A 13,564-nucleotide genomic window follows, 5' to 3' on the forward strand; every position below is an offset into this window, starting at 1 on the left:
TTCACCGGGCAGGGGCGCAGGTATTCCCGACAAAAGGAGCAGCTCGTGGCGAGTAATTCGAAGCACCACGGCAGTAATCAGGACAGCACGTCAACGACACGTTCTCCCGGCATAACCCGGCGGGATTTCGTGAAATATTCGACGGGGACCGTCGCCTGTATCTATCTGGGGGGATTGACCACGGCCTGTGGCAGCAAGAGCGGCTCCTCCGGCAGCGATTTTCCGGTGGTCGTCTTCTCGGACGTGCACTTCAACCCGCTGTACGACCCTTCGCTGTTCCCGGCCCTGAACGCGGCAGCGGCGAGCGACTGGGATGCCGTTTTCAGGACATCGGCTCTTACGGCGCCTTCGGCCTGGGGCAAGGATTCCAACTACCCCTTGCTCACGCTGGCCCTCGCCGGCATCACGCAGAATCTGGGCGCGAGTCCCTTCGTTATTTACACCGGCGACATTCTTGGCCATGGTCTCCCGCAAATGTTTTATTTCAACCTTAACGGGACCACGGCCCCGCGCGACGCCGCGGATGTTGCCGCCATGCAGGCCTTCACCGACAAGGCGGTCGCCTTTTTCATGGCCAAGGTGCGGGCGGCGGTCGGTACCGTCCCGGTCCTGTTCGCGGTCGGGAATGGCGACTCCTACACCGGCTACGGGCCGGACAGCGCCTTTCTCGCCAATACGGCCGAGCTGTTTTACACCTCGTTCCTGAACGGTATTGGCGACCACCAGGCCTTTCTGACAACCTTCACCCGTGGCGGTTATTATGCCGTGGAGCCGCCGGGAACGAACCTGATGGTGATCGGGCTGAATACCATCATTTTTTCCCCGCTGGTCGCGCCCACTCCCGGCGCCAACGACAGTGCGGTGGCGGCGCAACTGGACTGGCTGGACTCACGGCTTGCCGCGGCCACCGTTGCCGGTAAAAAGGTCTGGCTGCTGATGCACGCGCCTCCCGGCGCCGATATCGGCACCACCGCCAAGCCTGCCAATGTCGACGCCAATGGCCATATCGCCACGGCCACCATGATGTGGGTCTCCGAGTACCAGACGAGGTTTTTGCAGATCGTCGCCAACTACCCGGGGAGCATCTCCCTGACCCTTGCCGGCCATACCCACATGGATGAATACCGGGTCCTGCCGTCTTCCGATACGGTCGAAATAACGCCCGCCATCGCGCCATACTTCGGCAACAACCCGGCATTCAAGCGCTTCGCCATTTCCGGCGCCACGCTTAAACCACTCGATTACAGCGCGCTGAACTACGACCTCGCCACCGCGCCGGCGCAGTTCTCCGCCTATTACACCTTCTCGGCGGCCTATGCTCTGCCGGGCCCACTGGACACTGCCCTTGCGCGGCTCACCCCAGCGCTGGTAACCAACAGTGCCCAGCAGGCGCTTTACCGCGGCTACTACTATTCCGGCCACAATGCACCCCATTCGGTCAGCGACACGCTCTTCAATCCGATTACCGATACAAACTGGCGGATCTACTGGAGCGGTATCGCCACTATGGAGCAACAGGCATTTATTGACAGCATCAACGCCTCTTGATCTCCCCGGGCAGTCAGGGGGGGCGCTGACCGTAGCACAGGCTACCCCGTTTCGCAGGGACTGCGGGAAGAGGGGGACCTTCATTGAGCCGCCTTCGCAGAGAAAAGTATTGACAAATCCTCATATTACTGTATCATTACACAAAAATTTTGACGGATAGACGACAATACTAAACCATCCGCAAGGATGGGGCGGAAAGCCTACAGGGTCTCACCGAGACAGCCGGGTTGCCGAAATATCACACGATATCGGCCCCGGCTTTTTTGTTGGCACAACCACGAAAGAACAGTCGGGTCAACAAGGGGTGTGCAGCGTCCGCAGTAGTTTGGCAATAGCTTCATCAGTTAGTGGTAGACGATAATACTAAACCATTCGCGAGAATGGGGCGGAAAGCCTACAGGGTCTCCCCGAGACAGCCGGGTTGCCGAAATATCACAGGATATTCGGTCCCGGCTGTTTTGTTTTCGGGGCCGGGAATGCCGCATCGTCAAGAAAGGTACCGTGTCGAACCATGAGTAGAATTGCCGACCTCTCTATCTCCGCCGCCTCTTTTCGCCTGCTCGCCTGCGGGCTCTGCCTGCTGGCGCTCCAGGGCTGTGCGGCGCTCAAGTTCCGGGAAGAACCGGCCGTGCCGCAGGGCCGGCTGGCCGACAGCGTTGAAGCGCATGATTTTACCGTCGCCAGCGGCGATGACGTCATCGGCCGGCTGGCCGTCGTGACCCTCGAAAAGGGGGATACCCTGCCGGATATCGCCCGGCATTTCGGCCTCGGGATCAATGCGATCAGCGCCGCCAACCCGAAAGTGGATGTCTGGGTTCCCGCCGGGGGCGAACGGGTCATCCTGCCGCTCAGCTTCATCCTGCCGGACGCGCCGCGCAAGGGGATCGTCGTCAACGTCGCGACGATGCGGCTCTTCCAGTACAAGGCCAACGGGGCGACGGTGGCGGTGGCGACCTACCCGGTCGGCGTCGGGACCCGGGAACGGCCCACCCCCACCGGCCCGACGCGGGTCTATCGCAAGACCGCCCGGCCGACCTGGCACGTGCCGGCGTCGATTGCCGCGGATCACCTGAAGAAGGGCGATCCCCTGCCGGCGGAGGTCCCGCCGGGGCCGGAGAACCCGCTGGGGGAATACGCCCTCTACCTGAGCCGCTCGGGCTACCTGATCCACGGCACCAACAAGCCGGCCAGTATCGGCCTCAAGGCGACCAACGGCTGCATGCGGCTCTACCCGGAAAACATCCGGGAGCTGTTCAACGACACTCCGGTCAACACCCCGGTGGCGATCGTCAACCAGCCCTATCTCGTCGGCCAGCGCGACGGCGTGCTCTACCTGGAGGCCCACACCCCGCTGGAAGACTCGGGCGCCGCCGAGCTGGCGCGGATCGACGACAAGCTGCGCGCCATCGAAAAGAAGGCCGGTCGGCCGCTCGACTGGCAGAAGATCAAGGAGGTGCAGAGCGCGGCCCGGGGGGTTCCGATTCCGATCTTCGCGCTCCGCCCGGGGGTCGGCGAGCTGATACCGAAAGGGATCGTTGTCGCGCACCCGGCCAAGCTGTTCGGCCAGCCGCAGGTCCCGGCGCTGAAGCTCGACGCCTGGTATGTGCTGGCGGCCGACCTGTCCAACGAACTCGATGCCCGGCGGCTGGCCGCCATCATCAACCACCAGGGGCCGCCGATCCCGGCCCGGGTGCTGGCGAAGAGCGACGACTACCGGGTCCTCGCCGGCCCGTTTGCCGATGGCGAAGCGGCGCGCGAGGCGGTCAAGCGGTTGAAGATCGACTTGGAACTCGACGGCATCGTAATCGACCCGGCCGGGAAGTAGCCCGCTCATCCCGGGTGAGACAGGCGCCCGTCCCGGCGGCATCCTCAATGGAAAGGAGGTGATACCCGATGAAAAAAACTCTCGTACTGTTCTCGATGATGCTTGTTCTTCCTGCCACGCTGATTGGCTGTGCGACCTCCGGCGAACTGGAGAAAGTGCAGGCGGATCAGAGACTCCTTGATGCGAAAGTTCAGCAGGCAGTGCAGGACGCACAAGCAGCCAAGGCCGCCGCCGATGCGGCCAAAGTCAAGGCGGATGACGCCACAGCCCGCGCCGACAACGCCATCAAGGCGGCGGAGGAGCGGGAACGGATCGCCGATGAAAAGGCGAAACAGGCTGACCTGGCTTTTCAGAAATCGATGCGGAAGTAAGTTGTCTCCACGGGGGCTGCCGGCGTGACCGGCGGCCCCCGGTCAACGATGCTTCTCCCTCAGCGGTGAAGGGGAGGCGGGACGAAAGACCGGCAGCACGCGGCAGAGGATGAGGCAACGATGAGCGAAGTGGGAATGGCAGACAGATGGAATGGCTGGGGCGGGCGCCGTGCGCCGTTGGCGATCGGCATCGTTGCCGCGCTGCTCCTGCTGGCCGGCTGCGGGCACTTCAACGAAACCCGGCAGGCCAAGCCGACCTTTGCCGAGGCGGATCGCCTCTTTAACCAGGGGAGCTACCAGGAGTCGCTGGACAAATACCGGCAGATTGTCGGCGCCTGGCCGATGACCGGCGACCGGGCGCTGTTCGAGATGGGCATCGTCTACTCCTACCCGAAGAACGAGCGGAAGGATTACGAGCAGGCGCTCGCCTGCTTCCGGAAAGTCGTCGCCGAGTACCCGGCGAGCGATTACCGGGCGAACAGCGAGACGATGATCTTCTACCTCACCAACGCCCCGCTCAAGGATCGGACGATTGCCGCCCAGCAGACGCAGCTCGACACCCTCCGGCGCGAACTTGCCGGCAAGGATGACGAGCTTGCCGCCCTGCGGCAGAAGATCGCGGAACTCGAAAAGAACGTCTTTGCCTACGCGATCGAGAAGCCGGCGATCGACAAGATCGTGATCGAAAAGGGTGCCCGGCGGTTGATGCTCCTCTGTCGCGGGGAGGTGCTGAAGAGCTACCGGATCGCCCTGGGGGGGAACCCGGTCGGCCCAAAAGAGCGGCGGGGGGACAACAAGACTCCGGAAGGGACCTACGTCATCGACTCGCGCAACCACGACAGCCGCTATCACTGTGCGCTGCACATCTCCTACCCGAACGAGCGGGACAAAAAACGGGCCCGGGAACTCGGCGTCTCTCCCGGCGGCGACATCATGATCCACGGCGTCAAGAACGGCTACGAGTGGGTCGGCGACGCCCAGGCCGCCGCCGACTGGACGAAGGGGTGCATTGCCGTCACCGACCGGGAGATCGACGAGATCGACAAGCTGGTCGCCAATGGCACCGCGGTCGAGATCCGGCCGTAGCGGCCGGGCGAACCGCACCGCTTTTTCCTTTCCCCTGCCTGTCAGACCCTGCCCCTTCACTCCCCAGTCATATCTTATTGTTCATCGCTGCGCGCACAGCGGAAAAATTCATTTCCGACCGTTCACTGCGCCGTTGCCGGGAAGCCGGAATCTTCCTTAATGTCATGCAAATGATTTTCATTTTCATTTTCATTTTATATGGTATACTGGACGCAGCAGAGAAAGGAAGGAGGGAACGATCATGTTAGACAGAACGGGTGAATGGTGCTTTGAAGGCGGCTGCACCTACCTGAATATGACGGAACGGAGCGACATGAGAGAGGATGAAACGGCTAGCGAGGAACTGGCAGCGCTGTACCGCGAACCGTGCCTCGGGATGTACGACTAGCGTGTCCGAAAGGGAGATGAGTGAGTTGGAAAAGCCCGCCTGGCGCGGGCTTTCTCATTGGCGGCATCGGGAGGGACACCGCGGAAAAGCTTGCAATTCCCGACACCGCCACCTACAGTTGATTCCGTATCCCGGCGGCGTCGCGGGAGACGCTCACCCCACCGCGAAAGGAATCCTCATGCACAAGATCGAACCGGCGACCCTGGAATCGGGGAACGATATTTCCATGCTGCGGACCCTGGGGATCAGTCTCCGGGAGATCGGCGACCGCTACGCCCTCATGGAGGTGACGGTCGACGCCAGCCACCGGAACTACTTCGGCGGCGCCCACGGCGGGCTGATCGCCACGCTGATGGACACCGTTTCCTTCTTCCCCCGGCCGCTTCTCCCCTCCGGCAAATCCTGCACCACGACCAACCTCGCCATCACCTACGTCCGCCCGGCCGCTCTCGGCGACGTCCTGACCGCCCGCGCCGAGCTGCAGCACCTCGGGCGCCGGCTGGCGAGCATCGCCGTCACGGTGACCAATCAGCAGCACAAGCTGGTTGCCCACGGCACGACGACTCTGATGGTCTCATCGTAGGCGGCGCGGCAACGGCGCTATCGTGCCCTGCCGCACCCGTTCACCGTGCCGGCTGCCGCTTCTCGTGGGCCTTCCGGCCGTGCACCCGTTCGTAGGCCTTGCAGAACGGGCAGATGTCCCCTTCGATGTTTTTGACGAAGTTGAAGACGACCCCCTGCTGGTAATGGCGGGCATGGAGGCAGACCGGGCAGCACTCGCAGACCTTGGCGAGCGCCCGATCCAGCGGGGTGACGGTTGTGGTGGGCATTGCCGGAACTCCTTCCGCGGAAATATCTTCTCGCCGGGTTCGGTTCGCTTACTCCCAGCGGTTCCAGTGAATCTTCTCCTGCTGCAGGGCCTCTGCTGCCAAGGGCGGTTTTTGTTCGGCCGGATGGCCGATGCCGAGGATGCAGGTCACCTTGAGCTGCTCCGGCAGCCCGAGCAGTTCCTGGACGTAGCGCTCGGCCGACGTTTCGCCGTCATGGGGCCGGTTGCGGATCTGCGCCCAGCAGCTGCCGAGCCCGAGCGATGCCGCGGTCAGCTGGATGATGATGGCGGCGATGGCCGTGTCTTCCACCCAGACGTCGGATCGGCTGCTGTCGGCGCAGACGACGATTGCCAGCGGGGCGTGTCGCAGGAACTGCGAGCCGTGCTGCTTGGCCTGCGCCAGCTTTTCGAGCGTTGCCGGATTGTCCACCAGGATGAAATGCCACGGGTTGTTCCCCCGCGAGGAGGGGGCCCGCAGGGCTGCTTCGACGAGGGTTGCCACGGTGTGCCGGTCGATTTTTTCGGCGGTGAAGGCACGGATGCTGCGGCGGTGACGGAGTAGTTCGATCATGGGACCTCCCTGACAACAGTGCCCCGGGCCAGTCTGGCGGCTGGCGAGGGGGCCGGCGGCACGAAGCGGCCGGCGGCGAACCTGTGCCCGAGGATAGCGCATTTTACTGCCGGACGAAAGGCCCTTCTGGCGTTCGCCTCAATCGGCATACCACCGGGCGGATAGCGCGGTGCTCCTTGGGGCGCCGGCAGACCGCAGGGGCTGGGCCCGCTGCGGTCTGCCGGCGCTTCGTTGACCTTCGTTTTTCGCCGCGTTTCTCTGCGGCAAATGCTTTAGTGCGAAGAACCTGCTTTGCTCCGGTCAGTCCCCACCCGCTCGACTCACCGCCCGGTCAGTTCCTCCAGCTTTTCCGGGTAGCGGTTTCCCTGCACGGTGATCTGCGCGGCGGCGCTGTCGATCTCGGCCAGGTCGCCGACGGTGAGCTCGACGCTCACGGCACCGATATTTTCCTCCAGCCGCGCCAGCTTCGTGGTGCCGGGAATCGGCACGATCCACGGCTTTTGGGCCAGGAGCCAGGCAAGGGCGATCTGGGCCGGCGTGGCGTTCTTCTGCGCGGCGATCCTCGCCAACAGTTCGACCATGGCCCGGTTCGCCTGCAGCGCCTCCGGCGTGAACCGGGGGAGGCTGGAGCGGAAGTCGCTGCTGGCGAAGGTGGTCTTCTCGTCCATCTTCCCGGTGAGGTACCCCTTGCCGAGCGGGCTGTAGGGAACGAGGCCGATCCCCAGCTCTTCGAGGGTTGGGATGATTTCCGCCTCCGGCCGGCGCCACCAGAGCGAGTATTCGCTCTGCAGCGCCGCCACCGGCTGGACGGAGTGGGCGCGGCGGATCGTCCGGGCACTGGCCTCGGAGAGGCCGAAGTGCCTGACTTTCCCTGCCGCGATCAACTCCTTGACGGCGCCGGCCACCTCTTCGATGGGGACGTCCGGATCGACCCGGTGCTGATAGAAGAGGTCGATCACCTCGGTCCGAAGGCGCTTCAGCGATGCTTCGGCCACCGCCTTGATGTGCGCCGGCCGGCTGTTGAGGACCGGCGTGCCCCCCTTCATCGCCCGGGGATCGACGCTGGTGTCGAAGCCGAACTTGGTGGCGATCACCACCCGGTCGCGCAGCGGGGCGAGCGCCTCGCCGACCAGTTCCTCATTGATGAACGGACCGTAGACCTCGGCGGTATCGAAGAAGGTGATTCCCCGCTCCACGGCGGCTCGCAGCAGGGCGATCATCTCCTGTTTGTCTTTCGGCGGGCCGTAGGAAAAACTCATCCCCATGCAGCCGAGGCCGAGGGCCGAAACTTCCAGCCCGCTCTTTCCCAAGGTACGTTTGTGCATTGTTTCTCTCCTTTCTCCGGTTGAAGGTTAACGTTTGTTCTTACATGTCGAGCTTGCGCAGCCATTTGGCCAACTGCGGTTGCGCTGCCTTGACGGCCTCGCCCCGCACCGCCAGCCCCTCAAGGACGGTTGACTGCGGGCAGAGCCGGGCGATCTCCGTGACGCTTCGCCCCAGGCCGCCTCCGCCGTGGGTGATGAACGGCACGATCGCTTTTCCCGCCAGATCGTAGGTGCTCAGAAAGGTCATCACCGGCGGCGCGATCGTGTTCCACCAGTTGGGCGAGCCGACGAAGATGACATCGTAGGCCTCGATCCCGGCCACGCTTGTTTGCAGCGCCGGTTTATAGCCTGCCTGCAGCTCCCGCTTTGCCTGGTTGACGACCGCGGTGTAATCCCCGGGGTAAGGCGTTGCCGGGATCAGCTCGGCGAAATCGCCGCCGACCGCTGCGTGGACCAGCCTGGCGCACTCCCGGGTATTGCCGGAATGGGAGTAGCAGACGGTCAAGACGTTCCAGATCACCCTCTCTGCCGTGTTTCGTTCGTTGTTCATCACACCCTCTCTTCTTTTGCGCCGGGCGGTGCCCGCTCGATGGGTATACCGTACCGCCGATGGGACAACAGGCGGTAGATCAATCCTGTTGATATCTTGCCTGATCATCCGATGAGCCGGATATTGTGTTGCAAAAAGTAAGGCGGCGCGGCTAGAATCTAAGGAGTCAACTAGGGGAAATGAGGTGGTTATGCTGAAAATAAGCGATACAGCGTTCGACGTTGCGGTGACGGCGTTACGGGACTGCATTGCCCGATGGACCGAGGGGGGCGAGCAGTATGTAACCGCCGTCCCGGGGTTGTCACTGTTCCGGCGGATCGAGCCGACCGAGCCGGTCAGCGGCATGTATGAACCGAGCATCTGCCTGGTCGTTCAAGGGGCCAAGCGGGTTCTTTTGGGAGATGACACCTATGTCTACGACCCGCGCCACTACCTGATTACCTCCGTCCATCTCCCGACAGTGGTGCAGATTATCGAAGCGAGCCCGGAGAGGCCGTACCTGGGGCTCAGGTTGCTGCTGGACCAGCGGGAGATTGCGCAGCTGATGGCGGACAGCAACCTGCCGCCGCCGCAGCCGCAGCAATCGAGCCGCGGCATGGCAACCGGCGAGATCACGCTGCCGCTCGTCACCGCTTTTCAACGCCTGCTCGATCTGCTGGCCGACGAACAGGACATCCCCATTCTGTCGCCGGTCATCCAGCGGGAGATCATCTACCGGCTGCTGGTGGGTGAGCAGGGGGAGCGGCTGCGCCAGATCGCCTCGGCGGGGAGCCAGAGCCAGCGGATAGCGCGGGCGATCGAATGGCTGAAATGCAATTTCGCCCTACCGTTCCGGATCGACGACCTCGCGGCCGAGGCCCGGATGAGCGCCTCGACCTTCCATCATCACTTCCGGTCGATGACCGCCCTGAGCCCGCTGCAGTACCAGAAACAGCTGCGGTTGCAGGAAGCGCGGCGTTTGATGCTGGCCGAACACCTGGATGCGGCGACGGCGGCGTTCCAGGTCGGCTACGAGAGCCCGTCCCAGTTCAGTCGCGAGTACAACCGCCTGTTCGGAGCGCCGCCGCTGCGCGATATCTCGAAACTGCGCCAGATGGCCAGCGCTGCCGGGGCGGTCCGCCTGCCGGGGTAGGTCAGTTCTCCCCGTTCCGGGTTCGGAGTCGCTCCCGGTCCCGCTGGTACTTCCGGGCGTTGTTGTAGCCGCGTTCGTCGAACGGCTGCAGCTTCTCCAGCCACTGCAGCTCCAGCGCGGCGAGCAGCCGTTCGGGGTCTTCGCCGGCCGCCGGCTTCTCCAGGACTTCGAGGACGGAAAACTCGAAGCTGTCGGCGCCGTCGCGCCGCACATCCTCCTGCAGTTCCCGGTTGAAGACGGCCGTTCCCATCCGGAGCTGGAACAGCCGGCTGTTGCGCGTCCCTTCCAGGTTCGGGCTGCTTTCGACGAAGATCTTGCCATTCGCCCGGTTTCGGAGCTGGTAAATCCCCATCTCCGGCCGGTTCTGTTTGTAGACCCGCTTGATTTCGGTCCGTTTGCTCTCCTTGCCCATCGCTGCCGCCCCTTTCTGCCGTTGCGGCGGCAGCGCCGCCGGTTCCGCCCGGTCGCCCGACGCGCTTTCCCGCCAGTAGGCGCTGCCGTCGCGGCGGATCATTCCTTCGTCCACCAGCAGCCGCCGGATAGTGCAGTAGTCGTCGAACAGCGGCATGATCAGCCCGGTGACTTCCGCTTCGCTGTAGCGCCGCCCGGGCTCGAAATTGCGGGCGAACTGTTCCAGGACGATGAGCCGTTTCTTCTGCTGTGTCGGCAGCTTCTCCAGCCGGCCATGACGGAAGAAGGACTCCAGCACCTTGCGCCGGTACTCGGCCATCCGCCCATCCTGCAGTTCGTCGCCGCCCGGCAGCGCCGCGACGATCTCCCGCAGGGTGGTGTCGAAGATGGCCTCGTTCGCCTCGACGATGACGTAGTACTGTTCCTTGCGGCTGCGAATGAGGCCCGCCTGTTCCAGCTTGCGCAGGTGGAAGGAGACGGTCGACGGCGCGAGGGCGTGCCGCCTGGCAAGCTCCTCCACGTACTGGGACCGTTCGAGAAGCGATTTGACGATGGCCAGCCGGGACTGGTCCGCCAGGGCCTTCATGATGGCGATGCCTTGTTCGGGATTCATCGGTCTCTCCTGATTCGATATTTGTCGAATTAAAAAATAGCCAGTCGAGCGATGGATGTCAATCTGTTTTTATGGATATCGAAATGTTTCTGTTCTGCCGGCGATGAAGCGGCGGAGATCGCGGTCGCCGCTTGCAGCCCCAGGCGATGAAATACGTTGATAAATATCAAAAAAATCGTCGTCGCCTGGCGTCTTCGGGAAATTGGGGTATTATTATCGACACGGCTGCCGGTACCGTTCCCGCGACCGACGCTGACTTTTCCCCGCCACCACCGTTTCCTGGCTTTGCCTGCCGTCACCGCCACGGCAGGATGCAATCGAATCGGCACTCCCTCACGCCGCCGCAGCCGCCATTGGCCGTTCCCGCATTTTCCGACACAGTTGCCGGTTCCCGCTCGCAACGGAGCGCTCCGCGACCACTGACTCTTTGCTGGTGACGAGGTGCCCCATGTTTATCAACGTGATTTACACCGACAAGACCGTTGGCAAGGTGCCGACGGAGCAGCTGGAGCAGCTGATCCAGGCGGGGAGAATCTGCGCCTTCCGGCGGGAAAGCGGCTGGGTCGATGTCAGCCAGGACCGGATCAGGGGGCGCGGGACGGTGGCCGGCTACCGCGGTCCGGAACGACGGCGGGCACCGGACGCTCCGGCGCCGGTCACCGGCGCGGCCGGCAGATGAATCGGCCCGCAGGATGCTCGCGGGCAGGGCCGATCAGTAAGGAGGCGGACAGATGAGCGAATTGATCGTAGCGGGATTCAAAGGCGAATTTGCGGCGGAAGAGGTCCTTCTCAATCTGTTCAAGCTGGAACAGGTCCATCTGGTCGATCTCGAGGATGCCGCCGTGGCAGCGCGGAAGCCGGACGGCACGGTGAGGATCCGGCACAGCAATGTCCTGGTCGGGGCCGACGCCTCGGTCGGCAGCGAGGTGGGGCTGTTGATCGGCACCCTGCTGCTGAACCCGCTGATGTGCACGCTGATCGGCGGCCTGGTCGGCGCCGCCATGGGGGGGGCGACCAGGACGCTTGAGCATATCGGCGTCCAGGAAGAGTTCATCAACGATATCGCCGAAACGCTCAAGCCGAACAGTTCGGCCCTCTTCATCCTGATCCGCAGGTCGCTCCCCGACAAGGTGATCGAAGAGCTGGCCCGCTTCAAGGGGAAGATCGTGCGGACCTCCCTGTCGCCGAAAAAGGAAGCGGAATTGAAGAACATCCTCCTGGAGAACGTTTCGCTGAAGAAGGGGCCGGTGCCCCCCTCGTCCTGAAGGTCGCCGGGCGAAGGCGGGGCTGCCGAATCCCTTCTAACCGGCGGTGGTCTGAACGGCAGAGAGCCCGTGATGTCTCACGGGCTCTCTGTTTTGGTGCGCCGTTACGGCCGGTCCGGGCGCTGCCACCGGCGCGGCGGGCAAGCTAATTGCTGCGGGGTGTCAGGTCGATGGTGGTGGAGGCGCCCCACCGTTTCATGTTCCACAGGTAATCGCGCACCGTCATTTTCTTCGCCGCCGCATCCACCGAAACCACCTTGTAGATCAGCTGCGACGGATCGGTTTTCGAGACCGTCCCTTTCATCGGCGAATCGACGCTGAAGACTTTCAGGGCGATGTCGTTGTCCGGGCCGGTATAGGTGAAGGCGCCATTGATGTGGTCGTTGCCGTGGAAATAGGCGACGATGTTCCGGTGGGTTTTGAGCCAGGCCACCAGGGCGCGCTGCTCGGTCGTGCTCGGGGCATCGACGGTCATGTTACCGTTGGTGTCGGTATCCTGCGACTGATCGGTGACGAGATTCTCGAACTGGTCGGTGGCATTGATATCGTGGCTGCCATTCGGGTTGGTGAGGTGCTTGGTCTCGATATCCGGCTGATCGTGGGTAAAGAGCACCACCGGCGTGTCGGCGCCGACCCTGGCGAGGTCGCTGTCCATCCAGGCGCGGGCGGTGCTGTCCGGCCACATGGTGATGAAGATGAAGTGCACGCCGTTGATATCCTTCGAGTAGAAGATCCGGTCCTGCGCATAGCTTGCCGCGGCGGTCGCAAAGCTGGGGGTGGCGCCGGCAAAGGCGGCGTTCGTCAGCTCGCTGGCCGGCTTCATCATCAGGTTGTAGATCTGGACGTATGACGTTGCATCGAGGCCGGCGGCCGTATCGAGCGGCGCTTTGTAAAAGCCGATCGCGTTGCTGACGTCGTGGTTGCCGGGGACGATGAAGAGCGGCGACTGTTGGCCGTTTTTGTTTTTCAGGGTCAGGCCGTCGATGTAGTCTGCCTTGAACTGCGCCCATGAAACCGCCGCGGTCTGGTGGTTAGTTGCCCCTTCGGAGCGGTTGGCGATATCGCCCCCCTCGACGACGAAATCGACCGGGCCGACCTGCTGGCAGGCGGAGACACCGCCGTCGGTGCAGGGGAAGGTCACGTCCGACATGGTGTTCATCGCCCCGATCATCGCCCCGTTAACCTGGAAGCCGCTGCTGTAGCCGTTGAAGGCCGGTCGTTTGATGCCGTAATGGGCATCGGAGGTGAAGACGAACTGGGTGGTGGCGGGGGTGGTGGCGGTGGACGAATCGGAGCTGCCGCAGCCGGCCAGGGACAAGCCGGCGAGGGTCAGGGCGGCGACGAGTGCTTTCGCTGTGGCGGGACGAGAAGTCATCATCTGCTCTCCTTTTAGGGGTTAGAGATAGTGCTGCGCCAAGGGGATGAGCTACGGGCGGGACCGGGTGCTCGGGTTGTTTTAATTAAAATAACTATTCCATACGCAGGTTGCGGCTCCGTTACAGGAAAGATTGGATTGTGCAAATAATGAGAAATCAGCGAGGGCGTTGCCCGGAATGCGCCCTCTTAATGTTCCCTTAAGCAAACCCATCCATGATGGCTGCCGCATACCAACCGGCCGGGCGCTCCGGCGCCGGCCGGTACCATCAGGCG

The 13,564-nt window shown here is 63.2% G+C and carries 16 protein-coding genes and 2 riboswitches; of the genes, 9 read left to right on the forward strand and 7 right to left on the reverse strand.

From position 1 onward, the window contains the following. Positions 1-45 precede the first annotated feature (45 nt). The 6 genes from QMN23_RS05465 (at position 46) to QMN23_RS05490 (ending at position 5,801) form a co-directional block, all read left to right on the forward strand. On the forward strand, positions 46-1,548 hold the full coding sequence (locus QMN23_RS05465; RefSeq protein WP_282002417.1) for a metallophosphoesterase: 1,503 nt from the start codon (positions 46-48) through the stop codon (positions 1,546-1,548). Between the two features lie 158 nt (positions 1,549-1,706). Beyond that, positions 1,707-1,783, forward strand: a riboswitch (cyclic di-GMP riboswitch). Positions 1,784-1,900: 117 nt separating this feature from the next. After that, positions 1,901-1,977: riboswitch (cyclic di-GMP riboswitch) on the forward strand. 82 nt (positions 1,978-2,059) lie between these two features. After that, positions 2,060-3,373, forward strand: coding sequence for a L,D-transpeptidase family protein (locus QMN23_RS05470; protein ID WP_282002418.1), 1,314 nt, complete (start codon positions 2,060-2,062; stop codon positions 3,371-3,373). 68 nt (positions 3,374-3,441) lie between these two features. Beyond that, complete coding sequence (locus QMN23_RS05475; RefSeq protein ID WP_282002421.1) at positions 3,442-3,744, forward strand: Lpp/OprI family alanine-zipper lipoprotein; 303 nt, start codon at positions 3,442-3,444, stop codon at positions 3,742-3,744. Between the two features lie 135 nt (positions 3,745-3,879). Beyond that, on the forward strand, positions 3,880-4,830 hold the full coding sequence (locus QMN23_RS05480; RefSeq protein ID WP_282002422.1) for a L,D-transpeptidase family protein: 951 nt from the start codon (positions 3,880-3,882) through the stop codon (positions 4,828-4,830). 241 nt (positions 4,831-5,071) lie between these two features. Next, positions 5,072-5,218 (forward strand): hypothetical protein, encoded by a 147-nt coding sequence (locus QMN23_RS05485; protein WP_282002423.1) that lies wholly within the window; start codon positions 5,072-5,074, stop codon positions 5,216-5,218. A 178-nt stretch (positions 5,219-5,396) separates the two neighbouring features. After that, complete coding sequence (locus tag QMN23_RS05490) at positions 5,397-5,801, forward strand: PaaI family thioesterase (protein WP_282002425.1); 405 nt, start codon at positions 5,397-5,399, stop codon at positions 5,799-5,801. 40 nt (positions 5,802-5,841) lie between these two features. Here the strand turns inward: QMN23_RS05490 and QMN23_RS05495 are convergent, their stop codons facing one another. The 4 genes from QMN23_RS05495 to QMN23_RS05510 all read right to left on the reverse strand — a co-directional run bounded on the left by QMN23_RS05495 (position 5,842) and on the right by QMN23_RS05510 (position 8,493). Then, positions 5,842-6,048 (reverse strand): hypothetical protein, encoded by a 207-nt coding sequence (locus QMN23_RS05495; RefSeq protein ID WP_282002427.1) that lies wholly within the window; start codon positions 6,046-6,048, stop codon positions 5,842-5,844. 48 nt (positions 6,049-6,096) lie between these two features. Further along, positions 6,097-6,618, reverse strand: coding sequence for a nitroreductase family protein (locus tag QMN23_RS05500; protein ID WP_282002428.1), 522 nt, complete (start codon positions 6,616-6,618; stop codon positions 6,097-6,099). A 320-nt stretch (positions 6,619-6,938) separates the two neighbouring features. Next, positions 6,939-7,943 (reverse strand): aldo/keto reductase, encoded by a 1,005-nt coding sequence (locus QMN23_RS05505; RefSeq protein ID WP_282002429.1) that lies wholly within the window; start codon positions 7,941-7,943, stop codon positions 6,939-6,941. Positions 7,944-7,983: 40 nt separating this feature from the next. Further along, positions 7,984-8,493, reverse strand: coding sequence for a flavodoxin (locus QMN23_RS05510; protein ID WP_282002431.1), 510 nt, complete (start codon positions 8,491-8,493; stop codon positions 7,984-7,986). 190 nt (positions 8,494-8,683) lie between these two features. On the opposite strand from QMN23_RS05510, the gene QMN23_RS05515 reads away from it, so the two are divergent. Next, positions 8,684-9,625: an AraC family transcriptional regulator gene (locus QMN23_RS05515; RefSeq protein ID WP_282002433.1), complete on the forward strand. Its 942-nt coding sequence runs from the start codon at positions 8,684-8,686 to the stop codon at positions 9,623-9,625. 1 nt (position 9,626) lies between these two features. Here QMN23_RS05515 and QMN23_RS05520 read toward each other — a convergent pair whose 3' ends face one another. Continuing rightward, a complete protein-coding gene (locus QMN23_RS05520; RefSeq protein ID WP_282002435.1) occupies positions 9,627-10,649 on the reverse strand; it encodes a metalloregulator ArsR/SmtB family transcription factor in 1,023 nt (340 codons plus the stop codon). Positions 10,650-10,678: 29 nt separating this feature from the next. Then, positions 10,679-10,966, reverse strand: coding sequence for a hypothetical protein (locus QMN23_RS05525; protein WP_282002437.1), 288 nt, complete (start codon positions 10,964-10,966; stop codon positions 10,679-10,681). A 131-nt stretch (positions 10,967-11,097) separates the two neighbouring features. Here QMN23_RS05525 and QMN23_RS05530 point away from each other — a divergent pair, with 131 nt between their 5' ends. Both QMN23_RS05530 and QMN23_RS05535 read left to right on the forward strand, forming a co-directional pair. Beyond that, the gene (locus QMN23_RS05530) at positions 11,098-11,328 is read left to right on the forward strand and encodes a GSU3473 family protein (RefSeq protein ID WP_282002439.1); all 231 of its coding nucleotides are present in this window, start codon (positions 11,098-11,100) and stop codon (positions 11,326-11,328) included. A 52-nt stretch (positions 11,329-11,380) separates the two neighbouring features. Then, complete coding sequence (locus tag QMN23_RS05535) at positions 11,381-11,914, forward strand: DUF1269 domain-containing protein (protein WP_282002441.1); 534 nt, start codon at positions 11,381-11,383, stop codon at positions 11,912-11,914. Between the two features lie 145 nt (positions 11,915-12,059). Here QMN23_RS05535 and QMN23_RS05540 read toward each other — a convergent pair whose 3' ends face one another. Then, the gene (locus tag QMN23_RS05540) at positions 12,060-13,292 is read right to left on the reverse strand and encodes a metallophosphoesterase family protein (protein ID WP_282002442.1); all 1,233 of its coding nucleotides are present in this window, start codon (positions 13,290-13,292) and stop codon (positions 12,060-12,062) included. Positions 13,293-13,564: the final 272 nt, after the last annotated feature.

The sequence above is a fragment of the Geotalea uraniireducens genome (genome assembly GCF_027943965.1).
Lineage (GTDB): Bacteria > Desulfobacterota > Desulfuromonadia > Geobacterales > Geobacteraceae > Geobacter > Geobacter uraniireducens.

What these genes read in the sequence shown, in the direction of transcription:
- QMN23_RS05470 (WP_282002418.1), top strand. Translation starts at nt 2,060, where the DNA reads ATGAGTAGAATTGCCGACCTCTCTATCTCCGCCGCCTCTTTTCGCCTG.
- QMN23_RS05475 (WP_282002421.1), top strand. Translation starts at nt 3,442, where the DNA reads ATGAAAAAAACTCTCGTACTGTTCTCGATGATGCTTGTTCTTCCTGCC.
- QMN23_RS05480 (WP_282002422.1), top strand. Translation starts at nt 3,880, where the DNA reads ATGGCAGACAGATGGAATGGCTGGGGCGGGCGCCGTGCGCCGTTGGCG.
- QMN23_RS05485 (WP_282002423.1), top strand. Translation starts at nt 5,072, where the DNA reads ATGTTAGACAGAACGGGTGAATGGTGCTTTGAAGGCGGCTGCACCTAC.
- QMN23_RS05490 (WP_282002425.1), top strand. Translation starts at nt 5,397, where the DNA reads ATGCACAAGATCGAACCGGCGACCCTGGAATCGGGGAACGATATTTCC.
- QMN23_RS05495 (WP_282002427.1), bottom strand. Translation starts at nt 6,048, where the DNA reads ATGCCCACCACAACCGTCACCCCGCTGGATCGGGCGCTCGCCAAGGTC.
- QMN23_RS05500 (WP_282002428.1), bottom strand. Translation starts at nt 6,618, where the DNA reads ATGATCGAACTACTCCGTCACCGCCGCAGCATCCGTGCCTTCACCGCC.
- QMN23_RS05505 (WP_282002429.1), bottom strand. Translation starts at nt 7,943, where the DNA reads ATGCACAAACGTACCTTGGGAAAGAGCGGGCTGGAAGTTTCGGCCCTC.
- QMN23_RS05510 (WP_282002431.1), bottom strand. Translation starts at nt 8,493, where the DNA reads ATGAACAACGAACGAAACACGGCAGAGAGGGTGATCTGGAACGTCTTG.
- QMN23_RS05515 (WP_282002433.1), top strand. Translation starts at nt 8,684, where the DNA reads ATGCTGAAAATAAGCGATACAGCGTTCGACGTTGCGGTGACGGCGTTA.
- QMN23_RS05520 (WP_282002435.1), bottom strand. Translation starts at nt 10,649, where the DNA reads ATGAATCCCGAACAAGGCATCGCCATCATGAAGGCCCTGGCGGACCAG.
- QMN23_RS05530 (WP_282002439.1), top strand. Translation starts at nt 11,098, where the DNA reads ATGTTTATCAACGTGATTTACACCGACAAGACCGTTGGCAAGGTGCCG.
- QMN23_RS05535 (WP_282002441.1), top strand. Translation starts at nt 11,381, where the DNA reads ATGAGCGAATTGATCGTAGCGGGATTCAAAGGCGAATTTGCGGCGGAA.
- QMN23_RS05540 (WP_282002442.1), bottom strand. Translation starts at nt 13,292, where the DNA reads ATGATGACTTCTCGTCCCGCCACAGCGAAAGCACTCGTCGCCGCCCTG.